The sequence below is a fragment of the Peribacillus sp. NJ11 genome (assembly GCF_030348405.1).
In the GTDB taxonomy this organism is placed as follows: domain Bacteria; phylum Bacillota; class Bacilli; order Bacillales; family DSM-1321; genus Peribacillus.
This window is the reverse complement of the sequence record NZ_JAUCFO010000001.1, coordinates 4,693,427-4,711,874: the sequence shown is the minus strand read 5'-3', so window position 1 is coordinate 4,711,874 and position 18,448 is coordinate 4,693,427. Positions and strand designations below refer to the sequence as shown.

Below are 18,448 nucleotides of genomic sequence, written 5' to 3'. Positions count from 1 at the left end.
ACGTTATAAATATTTAAAATCAAATGAAAAAGGAACATGAGTTTTAGAGCAAAGGGCTATTTTTTGTTAGCCTAAAAATTATTCTAAGTAGGTGAAAAGATTTGGCAACAAACACTATTTTACCATTAACAACCCTCAAAAGAAAAATGCTTGCTTTAACCTCTTTTTATGAAACATCAACCACGGAACCGGATAACTATGGGGTTACGGCAGGAAATTTTGATGGGGCGGGAATTTCATGGGGAGCGATTCAGTTTAATTTTGGAAAAATTGAGCAATATAACACCCTTTCCCCGATTTGGCAAGATTTAATAAACAATAACCCAGCAGTAACAAAGGGAGCGTTTACAAAACAAACAGATTACGATCTTTGGCGAAATCTCATCCTTAGAAACAATTATACAGAGTTAAAAACCTTTGCAAAAAAAATAACCGACCCTACAAGCGAACGTAAAGTTAAAGAGCCATGGAAAACGTATTTTATGAACTTGGGCCGCACTCTTGAAGCGCAAGATAGGCAATTACAGGGTGCCGAAAGATATTATAAACAAGCAAAAATGTGGAAAGATGAGTTTGGACTTTGGTCCAGACGAGGTTATGCACTTCTTTTTGATATTTCGGTACAAAGTGGTGGTATTAAGCCAGATACAATGAACTTAGTCAAGGCCGATTTTCAACGGTTAAGCCCTACCCTATCAAGGGAGCAGCTAGAAACCGAGAAAATGCGAATAATTGCAAATCGACGGGCAGACGCCGTTGATAGTGAATGGCGACCCTCTTATCGTGAGCGTAAATTAGCTATTGCAAATGGTAGTGGAAATGTCTATAGGGGTACACTTTTCATGGACACTGCAAAATATGACATGATTTTAGAGCCTGCTTTTGAAAGTGATATTTATGTACCAGTCCATTAAAGATACATTTTAGTAGAGCTATGAAATTAACAGTGTAACTTTTAACGCCCTTCATAAGAAGGGCTTTTATTTATAAGGGGGTCTCGGGAAACAGCTTCTAAAATTTACTAATGGCAGATTATTTCATGTGGAGCAACAAAATAATTATCGTATACATGAAGATATCGAGAAACTCCATAAAAAAACATTTATAGTTTTAGACTTAGAGGAACACTTCTCGGATGAATTACAGGATAACCCTTTTTTTGTAGAGTTTATAAGTGAATGGCAAAAATCATGGTTCTTTTCAAATTATGATGAAATTGGACGAAGGGCTGCAGAACTATGTGACAATGATTTAAATTTAATAATAAATGACGTACATATTATTTCATCCACTACATATGAGAATAATGATTGTCATGGCTGTTTACTTGTGGGATATGAAGAACCTGATATTAAGTTTGAAGAAGAAATTGATATAAAAGAACATAAAAGGGTAAGAAAACTTTTAGAAACAACGGGGAAGAATCTTATATTATTAGTTAATACTCGAGGGAAAGTTCGTGGATATAAATATATGGAAAACATAAAGGGAATAGTTGGTACTATTTTTATTAAATTTAATGGATGGTTTTCTTGGAGTTGTGAAGTAGATGGACTCCATATTTTTGACTTCGAAAAAATGTGTGCTAAATTCCCCTATAATACAGATGATGGTGTGAGTATTAATAAATTAAAAATGGCGATTGAGAAGTACAGTTCATTAGAAAAAGAAACCATTTCTGAAGAAATAATTAACTCCCTTACTTCCATTGTAAAGTCAGTTTCAAAGCAAAAAAGTGGAGCTCTGCTAGTAATATTAGATGAAGACTTTGCCAAAAAGGAGATAAGCCGTTTAAGATATTCATCTACTATTATTTCACCTCAATCCATTAATTCATCTACTATTCATGATTTATCTAGTATTGATGGAGCTGTTATTTTAGATATTAAAGGTAATTGCCATGCTTTTGGTACAATTTTAGATGGTATAGAAAGTAAAGGAGATGCAAGCCGAGGGCTTGTACTGGGAAATGCTAGCTTATCCTCGTCAAATTATCCCTATGCCTCGCCTGCGTGAATACTTATTCCGTACTGATTTAACTGGTACATGGGTATGTGATGATGGTGGTGAATACTATATTCGACAAATTCAGAATAGTTCACTGATATACTGGGTAGGATTGAGTCAACGAGGAGTTGGCGATCATTTTGCTAACGTTTTTAGAGGAGTTCTCGATCCAGCAGGAGTTATTACTGGAAAGTGGACAGATGTTCCTTACGCAAGGGCTAACAGCTTAGGTAGCATAACTCTTCGCGTGGAAGATGATGGAAGAAAATTAAGAGCAATACAAAAAACGGGAGGTTTTGGTGGTTCAGTTTGGACAAAACAACTATAGTGAACTTGCACAATAAAACAGACCTCCATTTTGTGGTGATTTACAGTTAAGTGATCTGGATCTTTTTTGAGTTGTGGTGCAAGAAATTCATCAAATTTGATTGAACATACTAAAAAGCAAAAAAACAAATGCATATCATATACAAAAATAGTTAACATAATCCCAATTTTCAGAACTCCCGAAACATAAGACCTCTTGTCCCCCAAGGGGTTTTATCATGTCCTAAATTTATCGTTTATGCAGGATTTTATACATAGCTGTTTATGAACGAACAAACAAACCGGAATTAGGAAAACTAAATTCTTAAAAAACATACATAAAGGCAGTCGGGGTAGTCAATACTTTATATGTAATAATCTTGTAAGTACCTAAATGGAAGTGAGAAAACTATGCATTGAAGTAAGACGACTGATCAGATTTCAACAAATGTAGATCCACGACTACAAAGAGTTATTGAAAAAAGTTTTCCGGTTCGATTATAACTAGGTAGATTAACAATAACTAATAAACTTACCTTTTAGTATTCGAATAATAATTTTAAATATATAGATAAAATACAGATTAAGTTTTAATAATTTCCATATTACCAACACATGGGCAAGACTTAATGACAATAACTTTATTTCACTTGCTACAAAAGTTGGTGAATAGTCAAGTCACCATAGAAAAAGCATCAATTTAAAGAAATTAATAAGGGACATATTTTTTGAAAATGTGATGGTACTGTTGATGAGATAATGTTACTTTTTTAGCCACTGTTCTAAATAATATTTTTGAACTCGTTCAAAAAAATAAAAGAGGTGTTCTTTATGCAAACCTTCGATTCAAGTAAGCACCTGATTGGTTTAGACATTAGCCAATATCAAGGAACTGTAAACTTTAAAAAAATAAAAGAAAATGGTGCAAGTTGGGTGATATGCCGCACTTATGGTACTGATCATCGTGGTAATGGTGACACAAGGTTTGAACAGAATGTAAAAAATGCAAGAGCCGCTGGATTAAAAGTAGGTACATATTATTTCGCTACACCTAAAGTTCCCCTTGATTTGCAAGATGCACGTAACCAAGCACAACAATTTATAGATAAGATTATTTTTGGTACTGGAAATGGGAATGATTTTGGAGATTTAATTCCAATGCTGGACATTGAAGATGATACCGGGCATGTAGGGGAAGGGCAATCTATTCGTTTATTAAAAGTTTCCGAATTAATTCAATGGATTTTAGAATTTAGAAGATATTTTGAGGATGCAACTCAAACAAGACTAGGTATTTATTGTTCATCATTTTTTTGGAATGAGCAAATGCGTAATGGACTGCCTACCGCTAATCCTATTAAAGATATGCCTTTATGGATTGCAGAATACACCAAATATTGGCCAGATGGCAAAAAAAGCCCTAATAATTTTGGAGGATGGACTTCTTGGCATATTTGGCAACATAGAGAAGATGGGGACGGTCGGTATTGGGGGTGCGAATCAGAAAAAGTAGACCTTAACTATTCACTTTCTTTAGAAGCTATTTGCGAAAAAAACTAACCCCTTCTATTGTTTAAGGGAACCTGTTGAATTAGGTAAATATCTCTATATTAAAAGGCTTGATAACTCCTCGAAGCGAAAGATGTTGATTTGAACGAAAATTTCTTCTAGTATTTTCAACAAACTAGAGCTATTCTTGAAGAACCTAAAAATAGTGCAAGCCATAATATAAAAGCTCTATCTAACTTTTTGTTATATTATGGCTTATTCTTTATAGGAAAAATATACTATAATTTATTACATTCGATATTGATAAGTGATAATTTTGTCCTTTAAAGTGTTTCAATTAAAACAAATACTCAAGCTCACTTAATTTCTAAATAGCTAGATTGGTTTTAACCTTTATCTTCCCAAGTTTAATAACCAGAAATATCTTTAAAATCCTCATCTTTCTTAACGGGGCCTATTATTTGATTTTCTCTTATTGACCTTTTTAGAGTTTCTTTAACACAAGATACTCTTTGCCGCAAATTCATTAGTCAATAAGCTGTTAAGCTTCAATCACTATTCCGAAAAAATCTTACCAAGGAAAAAGCGGTTTTTCTTCTTCACAACCATCTAACCTCGTACAGATCGATTCTACAGGTGCTTTTCATTGTTATTACAAACATACCTCCTTTACTAGCACAGATATCCATTAAACCACGATCATTAGCTTCTTAAATTCCTTCAACTAAAAGTAACTATTTGCGGGTTTAATTGAATCCTTCCAATAATTTTACTCTACATTGCTTAAAATACAATTTTTAAAAAACACTACATGTGGTTTAGGACGGTTAGTAGGGTCGGTCTAAAATGAAAAGGCCATAGCAAAACTACATTCCAGATCAAAAAGCGGAAGACTGTTTGCAATATAACATGAGTAAGAGAGAATATGTTATATAAGAGAGATAAATGGTTAACGCTCACTTAGGTTTCTTTGTTGGTAAAAGGCCCTTATAGCATGAAACCAAAATCGCCCGTTCATTCTACGGGCGGATACTTATTTCCTCCACTACTGGTTCGCTAAATTCTCGTGGGGCCAATCTGCATATGAATGTGATCCTGATGATTGAACCGTAACTGCTGAGCGGGCGGTGGATGGTCAATGTAATCGGGATGTATTACAAAACCACCTACATCACTAATTTCCTTTGGCGGCCACTTGTTTCCTGGTCCGATACCGTTACATTCGCACTCAAAAGTTGCGAAGAGGAACACCGTCCGAAAGAGATCATGTGCCAACGGATCTGCCAATTGGTTTAGGCGCATGGGATTTTCCAGTATGACTGGTTTTGTCCCCCAATCGTGTAAGACCTTGCGGATGAAAGGCACTCCCATACTGGAGCCCTCAAGGCCAGAAAGGTCGAGAGCCCTCCCCTGGTTGTGACAGTCGGTGGGCGGTCCACTGCCATGTCCAATGCCCATGTGCCGAATAACAGTGACGTTCGGCTCCGAGGAATTTACCCACCGAGTCAGGCGGTATAGGCAGATTAGCATGCGTTGATCTAAGTTGTCGATTACTGGAGCAGGACCAGCTTCATGGATAAAATCAACACCATCGATGTTAGCAGGTTTCACCACAACTTTAGAAGCGGGTTGAGGCGAAACTATTGTGTTCATCCAATTACCAGCATATGGGGTCTGAGTGGAACTAAGGGAGAATTTTCCGTTCTGTATTAGGTAACCTATTATCAGATTCGCCTGATCTAGAGTCAAGTCACGGCTGGGCGTCCAAATCCCTGGCGGTACACGATCCAAGGTCAAAGTACTGATATGCCCGCTTTGATCAACGTTGTTTGTCGTTAGGTCAAAGCGGCGGTACTCGCTGCCCTTAAAGAAGTAAGCCTTTTCTCCGCCTTGATAGAGTACGGCGTCAAGATTGTCTGGCCAGACTCCAGGCCAGTTGGGATTGATAGGTATTGGATAACCAGGGTCGACGCGGTCCTGAGAGATATCATAGCGCAGATATTCAGATTTGCGAAAAAAGTAGATCTTGCCGTTTCCCCAGTTGACTGCGGCATCGATGAAATCAGTCCAATGCCCTGGCCACCCCGGCCAATTTCCGGCAATTTTAAGCGGGGGGCTATAGCCGGGGTCTACTGCATTGTTTCCGATATCGAAACGGACATATTCGTCGCCGTAAAAGAAGTAAACCTTGCCGAAGCCCCAATAGACTGCAGCATCAGGCACATTTGGACGTAGACCTGGCCACATAGGGGCAATGGGTTGAGGGGCTTGATCCTGCGTTCCGCTATGGAAATCGTATCTAAGGTATTGGTTGTTGGCCCCATCAAAGAGGTACCCTTTGCCATTAGGCCACGGAATAGCAGCTTTAATTGGTGACATTGTTGTTTCTCCTTTCGAAAAAAGATAAAAATGAGATATTTCACTTGTTAGATTTTAAGTGCAGAAGAAACCTAATCTTACTAATACCTCCTTCACTTTGATATTATCAAGGCATCTTTTTCTATACGAAATTAGTATGAGATGATCTTTAGAAAGTTTGTGCAACAATAGGGAGAACGTACTTCAGTTCTCAAAATGTTAATATATTCATTTCAAGTTCATCAGATCTTTTGGTCGGGGGTCTTTTTTGACTGAAAAATACTTTTGACCACAGCTTAAACTAATCTGCAATAACGTTTTAAATCAATTGAAGTTCTTCCTATATTTTGTCTTATAATCATCAAAATCCCAGGTTTCAAGAAACTTTTGGGCAGCATGATAACCTGATTCATATAAAAACTTACGATCCCTTTCGCTTAAAGAAAATTTAGTGCCTGTAATAGTTCCTGTGGGTATAAAGATAGTCCGAACTTCTGAATGCTTTTCTATATGACGGGTATCATGTGCTTGGTACATTGTCCGAACAATCGCTTTACCAAATGAAATAGGTCCATCAATTTCTGCTGGTTTACTTTGGATATTTTCTTGTGACAAACGAAAACCAAACGTTGGCCATCGAGGTGGACCATCTGATCTATCAAAGATATCAACTGGGTAATTACTAAGTACACCACCATCTACTATATAACAAGTATTCTTACTTGTTTTCCATTTGATTGGTTTAAAGAAAAACGGAATGGAACAGCTCATTCTTACAGCTTTTGCAACGGACATTTTTTCTTTAGGTATACCATAATAATCGAGACTATCTGGGAATATTATCATTCTCCCATTAGTAATATCAGAAGCAATAATTTTAAGGTTATCATCTGGTAAATCAGCAAACGAATGAATGCCTTTTTTAGCTAATAAATTTTCTAACCATTTTTCTAAATAATCATTATCATGTAAGCCCATTTGAAACCAAACTTCTAACCCTTCTCCTACCAAAGGGATGTTATCTAGCCATGTGTCTCCAAGGAATTTTTGGTAATCTAAGTTATTCATAATATCAATTAATTTTTTTCCTGAGTACCCACTTGCTAGAAGTGCAGCAACAATTGAACCAGAGGAGGTGCCCAATAATTTATTCCATTCATAACCTTGTTCTTCCAAGAATTGGACTGCTCCAACATGTCCAATCCCACGAACACCTCCACCTTCAAAAACGGCATCTGCTTTCATTTTAAGTAATACCTCCTTGGATTAAATGATTTTGACTTTAATATTGTTCTCTATATAACCTTTTTTACTATTACTTTTCTTATTTAATATCAGTGACTTAGTACATATGAAAGCGGCAGGAAAACAAATAAGAGGAAATTTTAAGAATTAACTTTGAAGAGTAGAGAAAAACCATCCTTTAGCCTTTGAACTTCATAATAAGCGCCTTTAAGTATGTGATAAATACGGCTTTGGTTTTCTTTTTATTGCATTTACTTTTGGAATAGGTTTAGAAGAAAATGCTGTTGTAACTAACACAGGTCTAGTATTAGGTAAATGTAATAACACGTAATGCTTAACAAGTTTTTAAAAAGGAATCTCTGCATAAAAACTCTTGATTTAAGATATTAGGAAATACAATAATTCTTGGCTCGGCGACCACAAAATGGTGTTTCCTTGATCGCAGGTTTGTCTATATTAAGTTGTTCTTTTCACACTTAAAGACAGAGTGTATTTCTGAAAAGACCATAAACGGTGAACAATTAAGCGATTTTGTATAGGATTATATAACTTTTTACAACCATGAATGTTACAACCGTTCCCCGGTGAAAAACCGAGAAACGGTTGCTGTATTTTGAACTTTTTTATTTATCTACTTTGTTAGTTAGTGCTCCCATTTGTTTTTTCCAGATTTTCGATCTGTTCGATAGCTTTTTTCAATCCTTCCTTTAAATCAGATAGGGTCATAATAGGCTGAGCAGAGAAAGCCTGTCCAGCGTTTGTCCCACCGTTGCAAAGTAAGGAAATTGGATCCAAGTTACTGATAATCGGGCAAGAGATTAACGGGCATTGAGGCCCAGCCGCAAGGTTAGCGGCCATAGGCTGAGCAGAGAAAGCCTGTCCAGCGCTTTGCCCAGCGTTGCAAACTAGTTGTGAAATAAGATTTGGGATCCCTGGTGTTACAGGAGTAACAAAGGCTGAGACAATCGGGCATTGAGGCCCAGCCGCAAGGTTAGCAGCCATAGGCTGAGCAGAGAAAGCCTGTCCAGCACTTTGATCAGCGTTGCAAACTAGTTGTGAAATAAGATTTGGGATCCCTGGTGTTACAGGAGTAACAAAGGCTGAGACAATCGGGCATTGAGGCCCAGCCGCAAGGTTAGCAGCCATAGGCTGAGCAGAGAAAGCCTGTCCAGCGTTTGTCCCACCGTTGCAAAGTAAGGAAATTGGATCCAAGTTACTGATAATCGGGCAAGAGATTAACGGGCATTGAGGCCCAGCCGCAAGGTTAGCGGCCATAGGCTGAGCAGAGAAAGCCTGTCCAGCGCTTTGCCCAGCGTTGCAAACTAGTTGTGAAATAAGATTTGGGATCCCTGGTGTTACAGGAGTAACAAAGGCTGAGACAATCGGGCATTGAGGCCCAGCCGCAAGGTTAGCAGCCATAGGCTGAGCAGAGAAAGCCTGTCCAGCGTTTGTCCCACCGTTGCAAAGTAAGGAAATTGGATCCAAGTTACTGATAATCGGGCAAGAGATTAACGGGCATTGAGGCCCAGCCGCAAGGTTAGCGGCCATAGGCTGAGCAGAGAAAGCCTGTCCAGCGCTTTGCCCAGCGTTGCAAACTAGTTGTGAAATAAGATTTGGGATCCCTGGTGTTACAGGAGTAACAAAGGCTGAGACAATCGGGCATTGAGGCCCAGCCGCAAGGTTAGCAGCCATAGGCTGAGCAGAGAAAGCCTGTCCAGCACTTTGATCAGCGTTGCAAACTAGTTGTGAAATAAGATTTGGGATCCCTGGTGTTACAGGAGTAACAAAGGCTGAGACAATCGGGCATTGAGGCCCAGCCGCAAGGTTAGCAGCCATAGGCTGAGCAGAGAAAGCCTGTCCAGCACTTTGATCAGCGTTGCAAACTAGTTGTGAAATAAGATTTGGGATCCCTGGTGTTACAGGAGTAACAAAGGCTGAGACAATCGGGCATTGAGGCCCAGCCGCAAGGTTAGCAGCCATAGGCTGAGCAGAGAAAGCCTGTCCAGCACTTTGATCAGCGTTGCAAACTAGTTGTGAAATAAGATTTGGGATCCCTGGTGTTACAGGAGTAACAAAGGCTGAGACAATCGGGCATTGAGGCCCAGCCGCAAGGTTAGCAGCCATAGGCTGAGCAGAGAAAGCCTGTCCAGCACTTTGATCAGCGTTGCAAACTAGTTGTGAAATAAGATTTGGGATCCCTGGTGTTACAGGAGTAACAAAGGCTGAGACAATCGGGCATTGAGGCCCAGCCGCAAGGTTAGCAGCCATAGGCTGAGCAGAGAAAGCCTGTCCAGCACTTTGATCAGCGTTGCAAACTAGTTGTGAAATAAGATTTGGGATCCCTGGTGTTACAGGAGTAACAAAGGCTGAGACAATCGGGCATTGAGGCCCAGCCGCAAGGTTAGCAGCCATAGGCTGAGCAGAGAAAGCCTGTCCAGCACTTTGATCAGCGTTGCAAACTAGTTGTGAAATAAGATTTGGGATCCCTGGTGTTACAGGAGTAACAAAGGCTGAGACAATCGGGCATTGAGGCCCAGCTGCAAGGTTAGCGGCCATAGGCTGAGCAGAGAAAGCCTGTCCAGCGCTTAGCCCAACGTTACAAAGTGGTGAAACGGCAGAGATAAACTGGCATTGAGGCCCAGTCGTTACTACTCCAGAGATTATCGTCGGGCATTGCGGCGGGGGACATTGAGGCCCAGCCGCAAGGTTAGTAGCCATAGGCTGAGCAGAGAAAGCCTGTCCAGCGTTTTGCCCTGCGTTGTAAAGATTTGACCAATTAAAGTTTTGCATATTAAACATCCTTTCAAGATTTTTTTGAAGACACCTGTAGGGGACTACAAACAAAGTATGAGTATATATTTAATGTAATATACTCTTTAGTAAAAATTTTACAAATCATGAAAATAAAAACCATATTACAAAAACGAACACCCCTCAATGATTTTTGAGAGGTATTCGTACCATATTTAATACATCAAACTTGGTTTCTCCATCCCTCTGCTTCAAACAGCGGCATACAAGCGGATTTTGGTTTTGCGAGATCAGCAATTAATACGGCTAAACCAATTTCACCTCTAAATAGGCTATTTGGCAATTCTTGTGGGGCTGAAGTGGCTGTGTGAACTCCTTTTAACATCAATTCTTGGGCCCGCTGGAGCCAAATCTCTTCACCAGTGTGCTTATATAAAGTAAGTAGAGAGTAAGCTTGCCCAGCGTGTCCACAACAAAGTCCAATGATCTGAGCAGGATCTTCCAAGACATTCCAGGCCGACTTTACTGCAAGATCCAGGTATGTTTGCTCTTTGAGCATTTTGTGAGCAAGAGTCCATAAATGAACCATTCCAGCCGTTCCGTTACACCAACCTGACATATAATTGAAAGGAATTTCTTGATGAGACCAAATGCTTTTCCAGCGTAAACCGCGGCCTACAGGTTCCCCCAGTTCGGCTAGTTGACGTAGACGAATTGGGATGAAATCAGGGATAGGTTTACCTGTTGACTGACACCAGCGCATGGTGGCGTATATCACACCAGCCCATCCGTGGGCAATACCTAGATGTTTCATTTCTGGACAGTCCTGAATCGTAGGGAAACGATTCAATTTCTCCCACATGCTTTGCATGGTTGCATCTCCTAATGCAAGCAATGAGCTGTTGTTTACTGATTCATTGTCATGCGTTGTATCCATTAAAAGTGAGCAGGCAAGGAGCGTGCTTGATTTTCCAAGTGTGAGATCCAAATTATCGCAAGGTGCGGAAGATGTCATGACAAATTTATCAAGAGCGGAATTCTGTGTTACAAAATCCCCCATTGCATGACTGATGAGTGCTTGCACCATATAAATCCCGCTTGGAGTATGGAACGGAGAAATACGACCTAATACCTCAGGGACCATATGATTCTCATTAGAATAAAAGGCGTTAGATATTCCCATACTAGCGATCGATTTATGAAGCCAGCGATCTGACAATGCGAGTAAACTGGCATCTCCCTGGATACTAGCAATGCGATAAAGTGCATAGGCAATTCCAGTCATCCCACTGTGTATCGAGCATAATGGTAATTGCATTCCAGTTGTGACGGCGAACAAGTTTTCCGTTGGAGTATCAATTCGCTTAAGGATGGTATCCAGGAAATTGTGAGCAAGATTAAAACCGACATATTCCGTTTTTTTCATAGTCTCCTTTTCTATGGATGTAAAAGACTCATTACCCACCTTCACCGTGTTTAATTGTTTAGCTAGATGAGCCATAGAAGGGAACCGACCAGCAGGCTCTTTATGTAAGGATTTTTTTAGAATTTCTTCCATTTCCGGCCAAGGTTCTTGTCCGTATTCGGCAAAGGGTAATATGTTTTCCTCCCGTATTTGTCGGAACAATTCGTTACGATCCAACGAGAATTTTTGATAATTTTCACCAGTGATCAGGAAGTACAACATGGCCGCTAGTGAATACTGTTCCGAAGCAAATGTAGCTTTCCGTTCCCTAGGTGTTATCTGTTCATGCTTTGTATACTCAGGTGAAGAATAAAAGAAATGTCCTCCACAAAATGGTTGGTAAAAATCTTTATCTGTACCTTCTAGTCGACCAAGACCAAAATCAATTACTTTTAGCGAACCGTCTTCCCCAAACAGAAGATTTCCTTGATGGACATCTCCGTGAATTACATTATTTGTATGTAGATGAACATAAGCTGATACAATTTTTTGGCAAAGATCCAGCAGTTTTTTACGACTTTCTTTCATAGGAAGATCGCGAAATCGTTTCGCAACTCTGGCGACATGCTCACCTGAGCAAAATTCCATTACAATGTAGCTGCGGTTATCAGTAACGCCAGTGGTAATATATTTTGGAGTAAACGTACCATCCAGATGTTTTAGGATAATCGTTTCCCGCTCATACACTTGAAAAAGTGCATTGTTATGACAAGGCCGCATAATTTTAAGTGCAACTAGATTGCCCTCTTTATCTTTTGCTTGATAAATTTCACTGTCTTCTACCAGTTGAATGCACTTTTTTAGTTCGAGTCCGTTAAACTGGGTTCCCTCAGTAAACGATGGTTGGATTGGTTTTGCTTGCTCCGAATTAGATGGTACGAGAATGTTGGAATTCCTAAAGTTAATAAGCAAGGGAAAAGCCAGTTCCATAATTTTGTTGGGATCTTTTTTTTTCAATTTACTGTAGCGGGTAACAGCCTCGTAAATGGTCAATGGATTTCGAAATTCTTGGAGCAGCGCAGCACCTTCCGGGTCAACGATTGTTGACTGAGTTCGGGAGCGTGGGCGTGAGAGTACATAAGAGTCCACACTACATTGTACTTTGGCTCTTATGTCATCAGAAAGCTCCTTTGCAGGAATAAGTTCCACATCCTCAGGCAATATTAAAGCCTCTTGAATATCCATGATCAATACCTCCTAATAAAGTACTAGTAAATAAATGGTGAGGTGGAGCCCATGTGGAAGGATCAATGCCCATGGTTTGTAAACGCTCGAGTGCATATTTCCAAGGTTCCACATTGTTTGCTCGATATAGTTTCGATTCCAGAAGGAAATTGGTCAGTTGGGTAACTATCCATAGACGCCAGCTAAACCGTCCCCATGGCAACGAGTTTGTTGGTGGTGGGTCCATTCCCCATGAAAGTAATCCATCGTTAGAAAAATCAGCAGTAAATGGTACCCCATGAGCAGGTGTACCATCTATTTTTTGTCGAATACGAAGAGCAGCTTCCTCACAATCCTCAAAATTTGAAAAGTAGGCAACCATTTTATCTGGTCTTAATAAGCCGATGACATCTTGACCAATCTTAAAATTCTGTACGTTCATATCTCCAAGTACGTCTGCTGTTGCTTGGAAAACCTCTCGTATCAAGTGAGGTTTAGGAAAAGGACTAATATACAATTTGAACTTACTCGGGTTTTCTGTCTGGGAAGTGTGTTTCTCTTTAGCAGAAAACGATAACCAACCAGACTGAATAGAACTTTGCTTGTGGTAAGACCATTTTTGATCAAACAGGGATTGAAAACTTTCCCTGCTATCAAGACCAACAGTTTTGAAAATGGATTCGGAAGACGGATACATTTTTTCCCATTCTGGCGAGTTGGGAATCCGATTATAGAAGTACATGCGGGCTATTAACGTTTTAAAATCGGCTCCATCAAGTGAATCAGCATATTTCAAAGCCTCAACAGATAGTCGGGGGATCAATGAATCCATTTTCCCTTCAAATATAGATTCGAAAAGGAGAGGATACGCAGCTGTTCCAGAAATAAAAGAGCCATTGGTCTTGATTTCTAAAATCCCGTCTAAAACCATCTTAGCGATTGATTCTAGAAAGTTATCCCCGAACATTAGTTTAAGACTAGAAGGTAATATACTTGGCTGTTGCAGAGAATAGAAAAGCAACGCTGTATTTTTGCAAATAGACTTTATGTCAAGTTGCAACGAATAAAGCGGATAAAGGATAGCATAATGGTTCTCATCGTTCTCTAAATGAGGGAACCCTTGTTTTATTTGGGAAGGTAATTGTTCGAGCATAGCGATCCCATAATTTGGATTCGATCGAAAAACCATAAGCTCTATATTTTTTAATGAACCAGTTTGCACGAATATTCCCCCTTAAATTTAATTACTAATTTATAGTGTTTCCATCCAAAGTTGTTTTAAACATCTTGCTGAGGAATTATTTTCCTAACTTTGATGGGATAAATCAGATGCCAATTGGGTTCAATAATGTGTGAACAAAAAAAATAAAAGGAGAGATTTATGTGGAATCAGATACTGATCGTTTGATTTCGGTCATGGTTGAAATGATTGTATCTCACGAAAATCATCATTCGCTTATGGTCGAAGAATTAAATCCTTTTGTCTTGAATGGATTTCAGAGGGATATTAGTTTCAGCCCGATCCTTTTACCACCACATACACAAGGTGGAGGACTAATTATGGAATTGAATCATGAAAATGTAGTGATTATTCGTGGAAAGGTTACGGAAGAGAAGATGGATCATCTAAGGGCTCATGAAAAAGTTTTAGAAGTCTATTCAGACCCAGTGATCAAGCCGTTTGTTCCTGAAATGCCGCCAACTGAAACCTCGATGTGTCCAGTAGTGCCAAAACTGACAGGTACTGTTTCCGATGTAATACGCTATCTTGGAGTTCATGAAATTTGGTGTAATGGGTACACGGGGAAAGGAATTGTTGTTGGGATAGTTGATGGCGGGATAGAAGCCGTAGGTAGGGCGGAAAACGGACAGGTTAACCGAGTAATCGACGGTTTTCCTACAGATAATTGGGGAAAAAAGTCGTCTTGGCCGCTTCACGGTAATATGACGGCAAGTGATGTGTTGTTTATGGCACCAGAGGCTAACCTTTATGATTTGCGGATTGCGGAAAAACCGCAAGAAGAGGTAGAGGCCCTTTTATCAAATGCGCTTGCCGCTTACCATTGGGCAATTGAGCGTCACCGCAAGGATGGTACACCACACATTCTATCTAACAGTTGGGGAATTTATAATCCAAGCGACTGTATGGATTATGCAACAAACCCTAATCATCCATTTAATAGGATCGTAGCAGAAGCCATTGAGGAAGGCATCGTTGTGGTATTTTCGGCAGGGAACTGCGGAGAACCGTGTGGTCATGCAGACGCTGATTGCAATGGAAATGTCGGTGGAGGTAAAGATATTTGGGGAGCAAATGGCCATCCGCTGATTATCACTGTAGGTGCTGCTGACCTTGAAGAAAACGTAGCCACATATAGCAGTCAGGGACCTGCCGCCTTAGATCCCCACAAACCAGATGTCTGTGCACCAGTTCATTTTAAAGGATATCATCCCATTATGGAACTTGGAACCTCGGCCGCATGTCCGATCGTCTCAGGGGTTGTCGCATTATGTAAGCAGGCCAATACGGCACTTTCACCAAAACAAGTGAAACAAGCACTAATCGAAACTGCTAAAGACCTGGGAATAAGGGGATGGGATACAAATGCTGGAGCGGGGATGATTCATGCAAAGAAAGCTTTCGACAAAGTGAATAATCAGAGCAATAACGAATTGGGAAATTTTGATATGAATGATTACCACGGAAGTACTAAATTGCCAAAAAGTATAACCGATTCTTTTACTAATATGAAAAGTAACCCAAGTTTAGAAAATCAATTATCAAACCCTTCCAACGAAAAAAACAAAAATGAAAAAGATATTGCGAATATTCTTGTTGAAATGCGTATTCCCAAAGAAGCCAAACTGACTTCCGTACTGTCTACTGCAGAATCAACCTTGGATAGATATGGATTCAGCCTAGATCGTGAATTTTCCCCGGTTGACATAAAGCCGAAGAAGCATCTAGAAGGAGCTATATCTGGGGCTGAGGAAAAAGTCGTAATCGTTCGTGGAGCTATCGAAAAAAGGAAGATCGAAGAAATAAAATCCCATCCAAATGTATTTGATGTATACCTAGACGCAATGGTTGCTCCGTTTTCCAGTAGTTCTGGTGCGGAAATGTTACGAGCGCGTTCGACAAGTGACTAATTGGAGGAATAAAGAAATGAAAAATTTTAATATGAATGATTACCACGGAAGTACAAAAATGTCAGAAAATAAATCCGATTCTTTTTCTAATATAAAAAGTAACCCCATTTTAGAAAATAAATTGTCAAACCCATCAAACGAAAATACCGAAAAAGAAATTGTTCATGTTCTTATTGAAATGCGTATTCCCCAAAAAAACAAGTCAACCTTTGCAATGTCTACTGCAGAATCGACCTTGGACAGTTATGGATTTAGCCTAGATCGTGAATTTCACCCGGTTAACATAAAACCCAAGGAGGGTCTAGTAGGAGCTATGTCTGTAGCTGAGGAAAAAGCCGTAATCGTTCGTGGAGAAATCAATAGAAGGGGGATCGAAGAAATAAAATCCCATCCAAATGTAATAGATGTCTACCCAGACGCAATGATTGCCCCGTTTCCCAGTGGTTCTTCTGCGGGAACAGTTATGGATACCTCTGTAATAGATGGAGTGTTTGAATGTAACACACAAACAGCTAAAGGGAATGTTTTTGATGCCGCTGTTTACTTAGGTATCGATCAAATTTGGAGACAAGGATTTCGAGGGAAAGGAATTGTCATCGGAATTGTAGATGGTGGAATTGAAGCGATTGGGCGTGCGATAAACGGTACTGTTCCGAATGTAATTGGCGGTTTTCCTATTGACAGTTGGGGTACGATGTCAGATTGGAGCTGGAAGAGGCATGGTAACATGACTGCAATAGATGCATTGTTCATGGCTCCAGAAGCTCAACTATATGACTTGCGAATTGCTGATCCAAACGGTAACACAACGGGTATGATAAGTAATGCACTTCAAGCTTTTTCTTGGGCAATTAACCAACACCGTTCAGACGGTACCCCTCATATCTTATCAAATAGTTGGGGAATGTATCAGAAAGTGTGGGAAGAACGGTATGCAACAGATCCGAACCATCCTTTCACACGTAAGGTAGAGGAAGCAATTAATGAAGGGATTCTTGTCCTGTTTTCCGCTGGGAACTGTGGACAATCCTGTCCAGATTGGAGATGTCAGAACGACATTGGTGAAGGTAAAAGCATCTGGGGAGCGAACGGTCACCCAAGTGTAATGACTGTGGGAGCCGCAAGTATCGAAGGAAAGGTGTTGGGATACAGCAGTATGGGGCCGTCTGCATTAGACCCCAAAAAACCGGATTTCTGCGGCATTGCTCATTTTATGGGATATAATCCTATAGACGGCGGAACATCAGCAGCCTGCCCGATTGTTGCCGGTGTGGTAAGCTTGCTTAAGCAAGCTAAACCAACTTTAACGCAAGAACAAGCAAAACAAGTGCTTATGAAAACGGCTAAAAGCGTAGGCGAAGAGGGATGGGACACTTTTTCGGGATTTGGAATTATTCAAGCAAAAGCTGCTTTCGATCAGATATTAAAAGGAGAGAGTCTTGAGTGGAATCCTGTGGAAAATATTGGGGGTAGGGTGGTTCACAATCCTTCAGCTGTTTTACTTAACGAAAAGAAGATTGATGTTTTTGCAGTAGGTTTGGATAGTGCTCTTTGGCGTAAAAGTTGGAACGAAACTTCATGGAGTGAATGGAGCAAGATAGGTGGCGCATGTCTTTCAGCACCTTCGGCAGTTGCGAGATCAGCTGATAAAATAGATGTATTTGTGCTTGGCCCAGATAACTCAGTATGGCGTAAAGAATTGGGGGTCGGAGTATCAGAGGAATGGACAAGTCTTGGAGGTCTTTGCCAGTACGGTGCTGCTGTCTCTTCATGGGGTGAGAATCGATTGGATGTTTTTGCGGTCGGATTAAATAGTGAAATGTGGCATAAGTATTGGAATGGAGTAGAATGGAGTAAATGGGAGTCACTCGGTGGTGTTTGTTTTTCAGCACCGATGGCTGTGTCGATGGGAGTAGATCAAATAGATATATTTGTCATTGGACTTGAGTCAAAACTGAATCATAAATCATGGAACGGCTCGGTTTGGAGTTCTTGGTCAATATTAGGTGAAACTCCACTTCGGGGTGTATCAGTTGCTTCAAGTAACGTTAATCGTTTGGAAGTTTTTGCAGTGGGTAAAGATGATAAAGTACTTCAAAAGGTATGGAATCACTCAGAATGGACTGATTGGATTGAGACTCCATTTGTTTCAGTCGATACTCCTGTAGCCTTCTTTCGTGAAAATGGTTCAGCTGATATATTTATGCGTAGCAATTCCGGTAATTTGTTGCATTCGTCTACAATAGTATGAAGTGGATAATATAATTTGTTAAGTCCAGCGGCGCATCTTCCAGCTCTTTTCGTTTCGTAACTAATTCGAATCAAATGATAAACTTTGATCAAAAAGATCTCACAAATCGCATTTTTTCGAATATAAAAAGAATCCATTTTGAAAAAATGAATGATTAAAATTGATTCTTTTCATATTCAGCGGAGAACTGCGTTAATTTTTTAATAGTATCGGGGGGTATTGTAACATTTCCATAAATTCGA

General features: G+C 39.9%; 11 protein-coding genes. 6 read left to right on the top strand and 5 right to left on the bottom strand.

Going from position 1 to position 18,448, the window contains the following annotated elements:
• Positions 1-101: 101 nt before the first annotated feature.
• From QUF86_RS23025 to QUF86_RS23010, 4 genes are all read left to right on the top strand, one after another.
• Positions 102-914, top strand: coding sequence for a hypothetical protein (locus QUF86_RS23025; RefSeq protein ID WP_289335802.1), 813 nt, complete (start codon positions 102-104; stop codon positions 912-914).
• A gap of 127 nt (positions 915-1,041) precedes the next feature.
• On the top strand, positions 1,042-2,016 hold the full coding sequence (locus QUF86_RS23020) for a diadenylate cyclase (RefSeq protein WP_289335801.1): 975 nt from the start codon (positions 1,042-1,044) through the stop codon (positions 2,014-2,016).
• Positions 1,970-2,335 (top strand): hypothetical protein, encoded by a 366-nt coding sequence (locus tag QUF86_RS23015; RefSeq protein WP_289335800.1) that lies wholly within the window; start codon positions 1,970-1,972, stop codon positions 2,333-2,335. The genes QUF86_RS23020 and QUF86_RS23015 overlap by 47 nt, the downstream gene beginning before the upstream one ends.
• 809 nt (positions 2,336-3,144) lie before the next feature.
• Positions 3,145-3,873 carry a glycoside hydrolase family 25 protein gene (locus QUF86_RS23010; RefSeq protein ID WP_289335799.1) on the top strand — a complete coding sequence of 243 codons (729 nt, stop codon included), beginning with the start codon at positions 3,145-3,147 and terminating at the stop codon, positions 3,871-3,873.
• 1,005 nt (positions 3,874-4,878) lie between these two features.
• On the opposite strand, the gene QUF86_RS23005 is transcribed toward QUF86_RS23010, so the two are convergent.
• The 5 genes from QUF86_RS23005 to QUF86_RS22985 form a co-directional block, all read right to left on the bottom strand.
• A complete protein-coding gene (locus tag QUF86_RS23005) occupies positions 4,879-6,201 on the bottom strand; it encodes a hemopexin repeat-containing protein (RefSeq protein WP_289335798.1) in 1,323 nt (440 codons plus the stop codon).
• 303 nt (positions 6,202-6,504) lie between these two features.
• A complete protein-coding gene (locus QUF86_RS23000; protein ID WP_289335797.1) occupies positions 6,505-7,425 on the bottom strand; it encodes a patatin-like phospholipase family protein in 921 nt (306 codons plus the stop codon).
• 639 nt (positions 7,426-8,064) lie between these two features.
• Positions 8,065-10,215, bottom strand: coding sequence for a hypothetical protein (locus QUF86_RS22995; RefSeq protein ID WP_289335796.1), 2,151 nt, complete (start codon positions 10,213-10,215; stop codon positions 8,065-8,067).
• A gap of 184 nt (positions 10,216-10,399) precedes the next feature.
• Positions 10,400-12,826 (bottom strand): lanthionine synthetase LanC family protein, encoded by a 2,427-nt coding sequence (locus QUF86_RS22990; RefSeq protein ID WP_289335795.1) that lies wholly within the window; start codon positions 12,824-12,826, stop codon positions 10,400-10,402.
• On the bottom strand, positions 12,795-14,027 hold the full coding sequence (locus QUF86_RS22985; RefSeq protein WP_289335794.1) for a hypothetical protein: 1,233 nt from the start codon (positions 14,025-14,027) through the stop codon (positions 12,795-12,797). Before QUF86_RS22985 ends, QUF86_RS22990 begins: the two co-directional genes overlap by 32 nt.
• 161 nt (positions 14,028-14,188) lie before the next feature.
• Here QUF86_RS22985 and QUF86_RS22980 point away from each other — a divergent pair, with 161 nt between their 5' ends.
• Complete coding sequence (locus tag QUF86_RS22980; RefSeq protein ID WP_289335793.1) at positions 14,189-15,955, top strand: S8 family peptidase; 1,767 nt, start codon at positions 14,189-14,191, stop codon at positions 15,953-15,955.
• A gap of 16 nt (positions 15,956-15,971) precedes the next feature.
• On the top strand, positions 15,972-18,206 hold the full coding sequence (locus tag QUF86_RS22975; RefSeq protein ID WP_289335792.1) for a DUF8189 domain-containing protein: 2,235 nt from the start codon (positions 15,972-15,974) through the stop codon (positions 18,204-18,206).
• Positions 18,207-18,448: the final 242 nt, after the last annotated feature.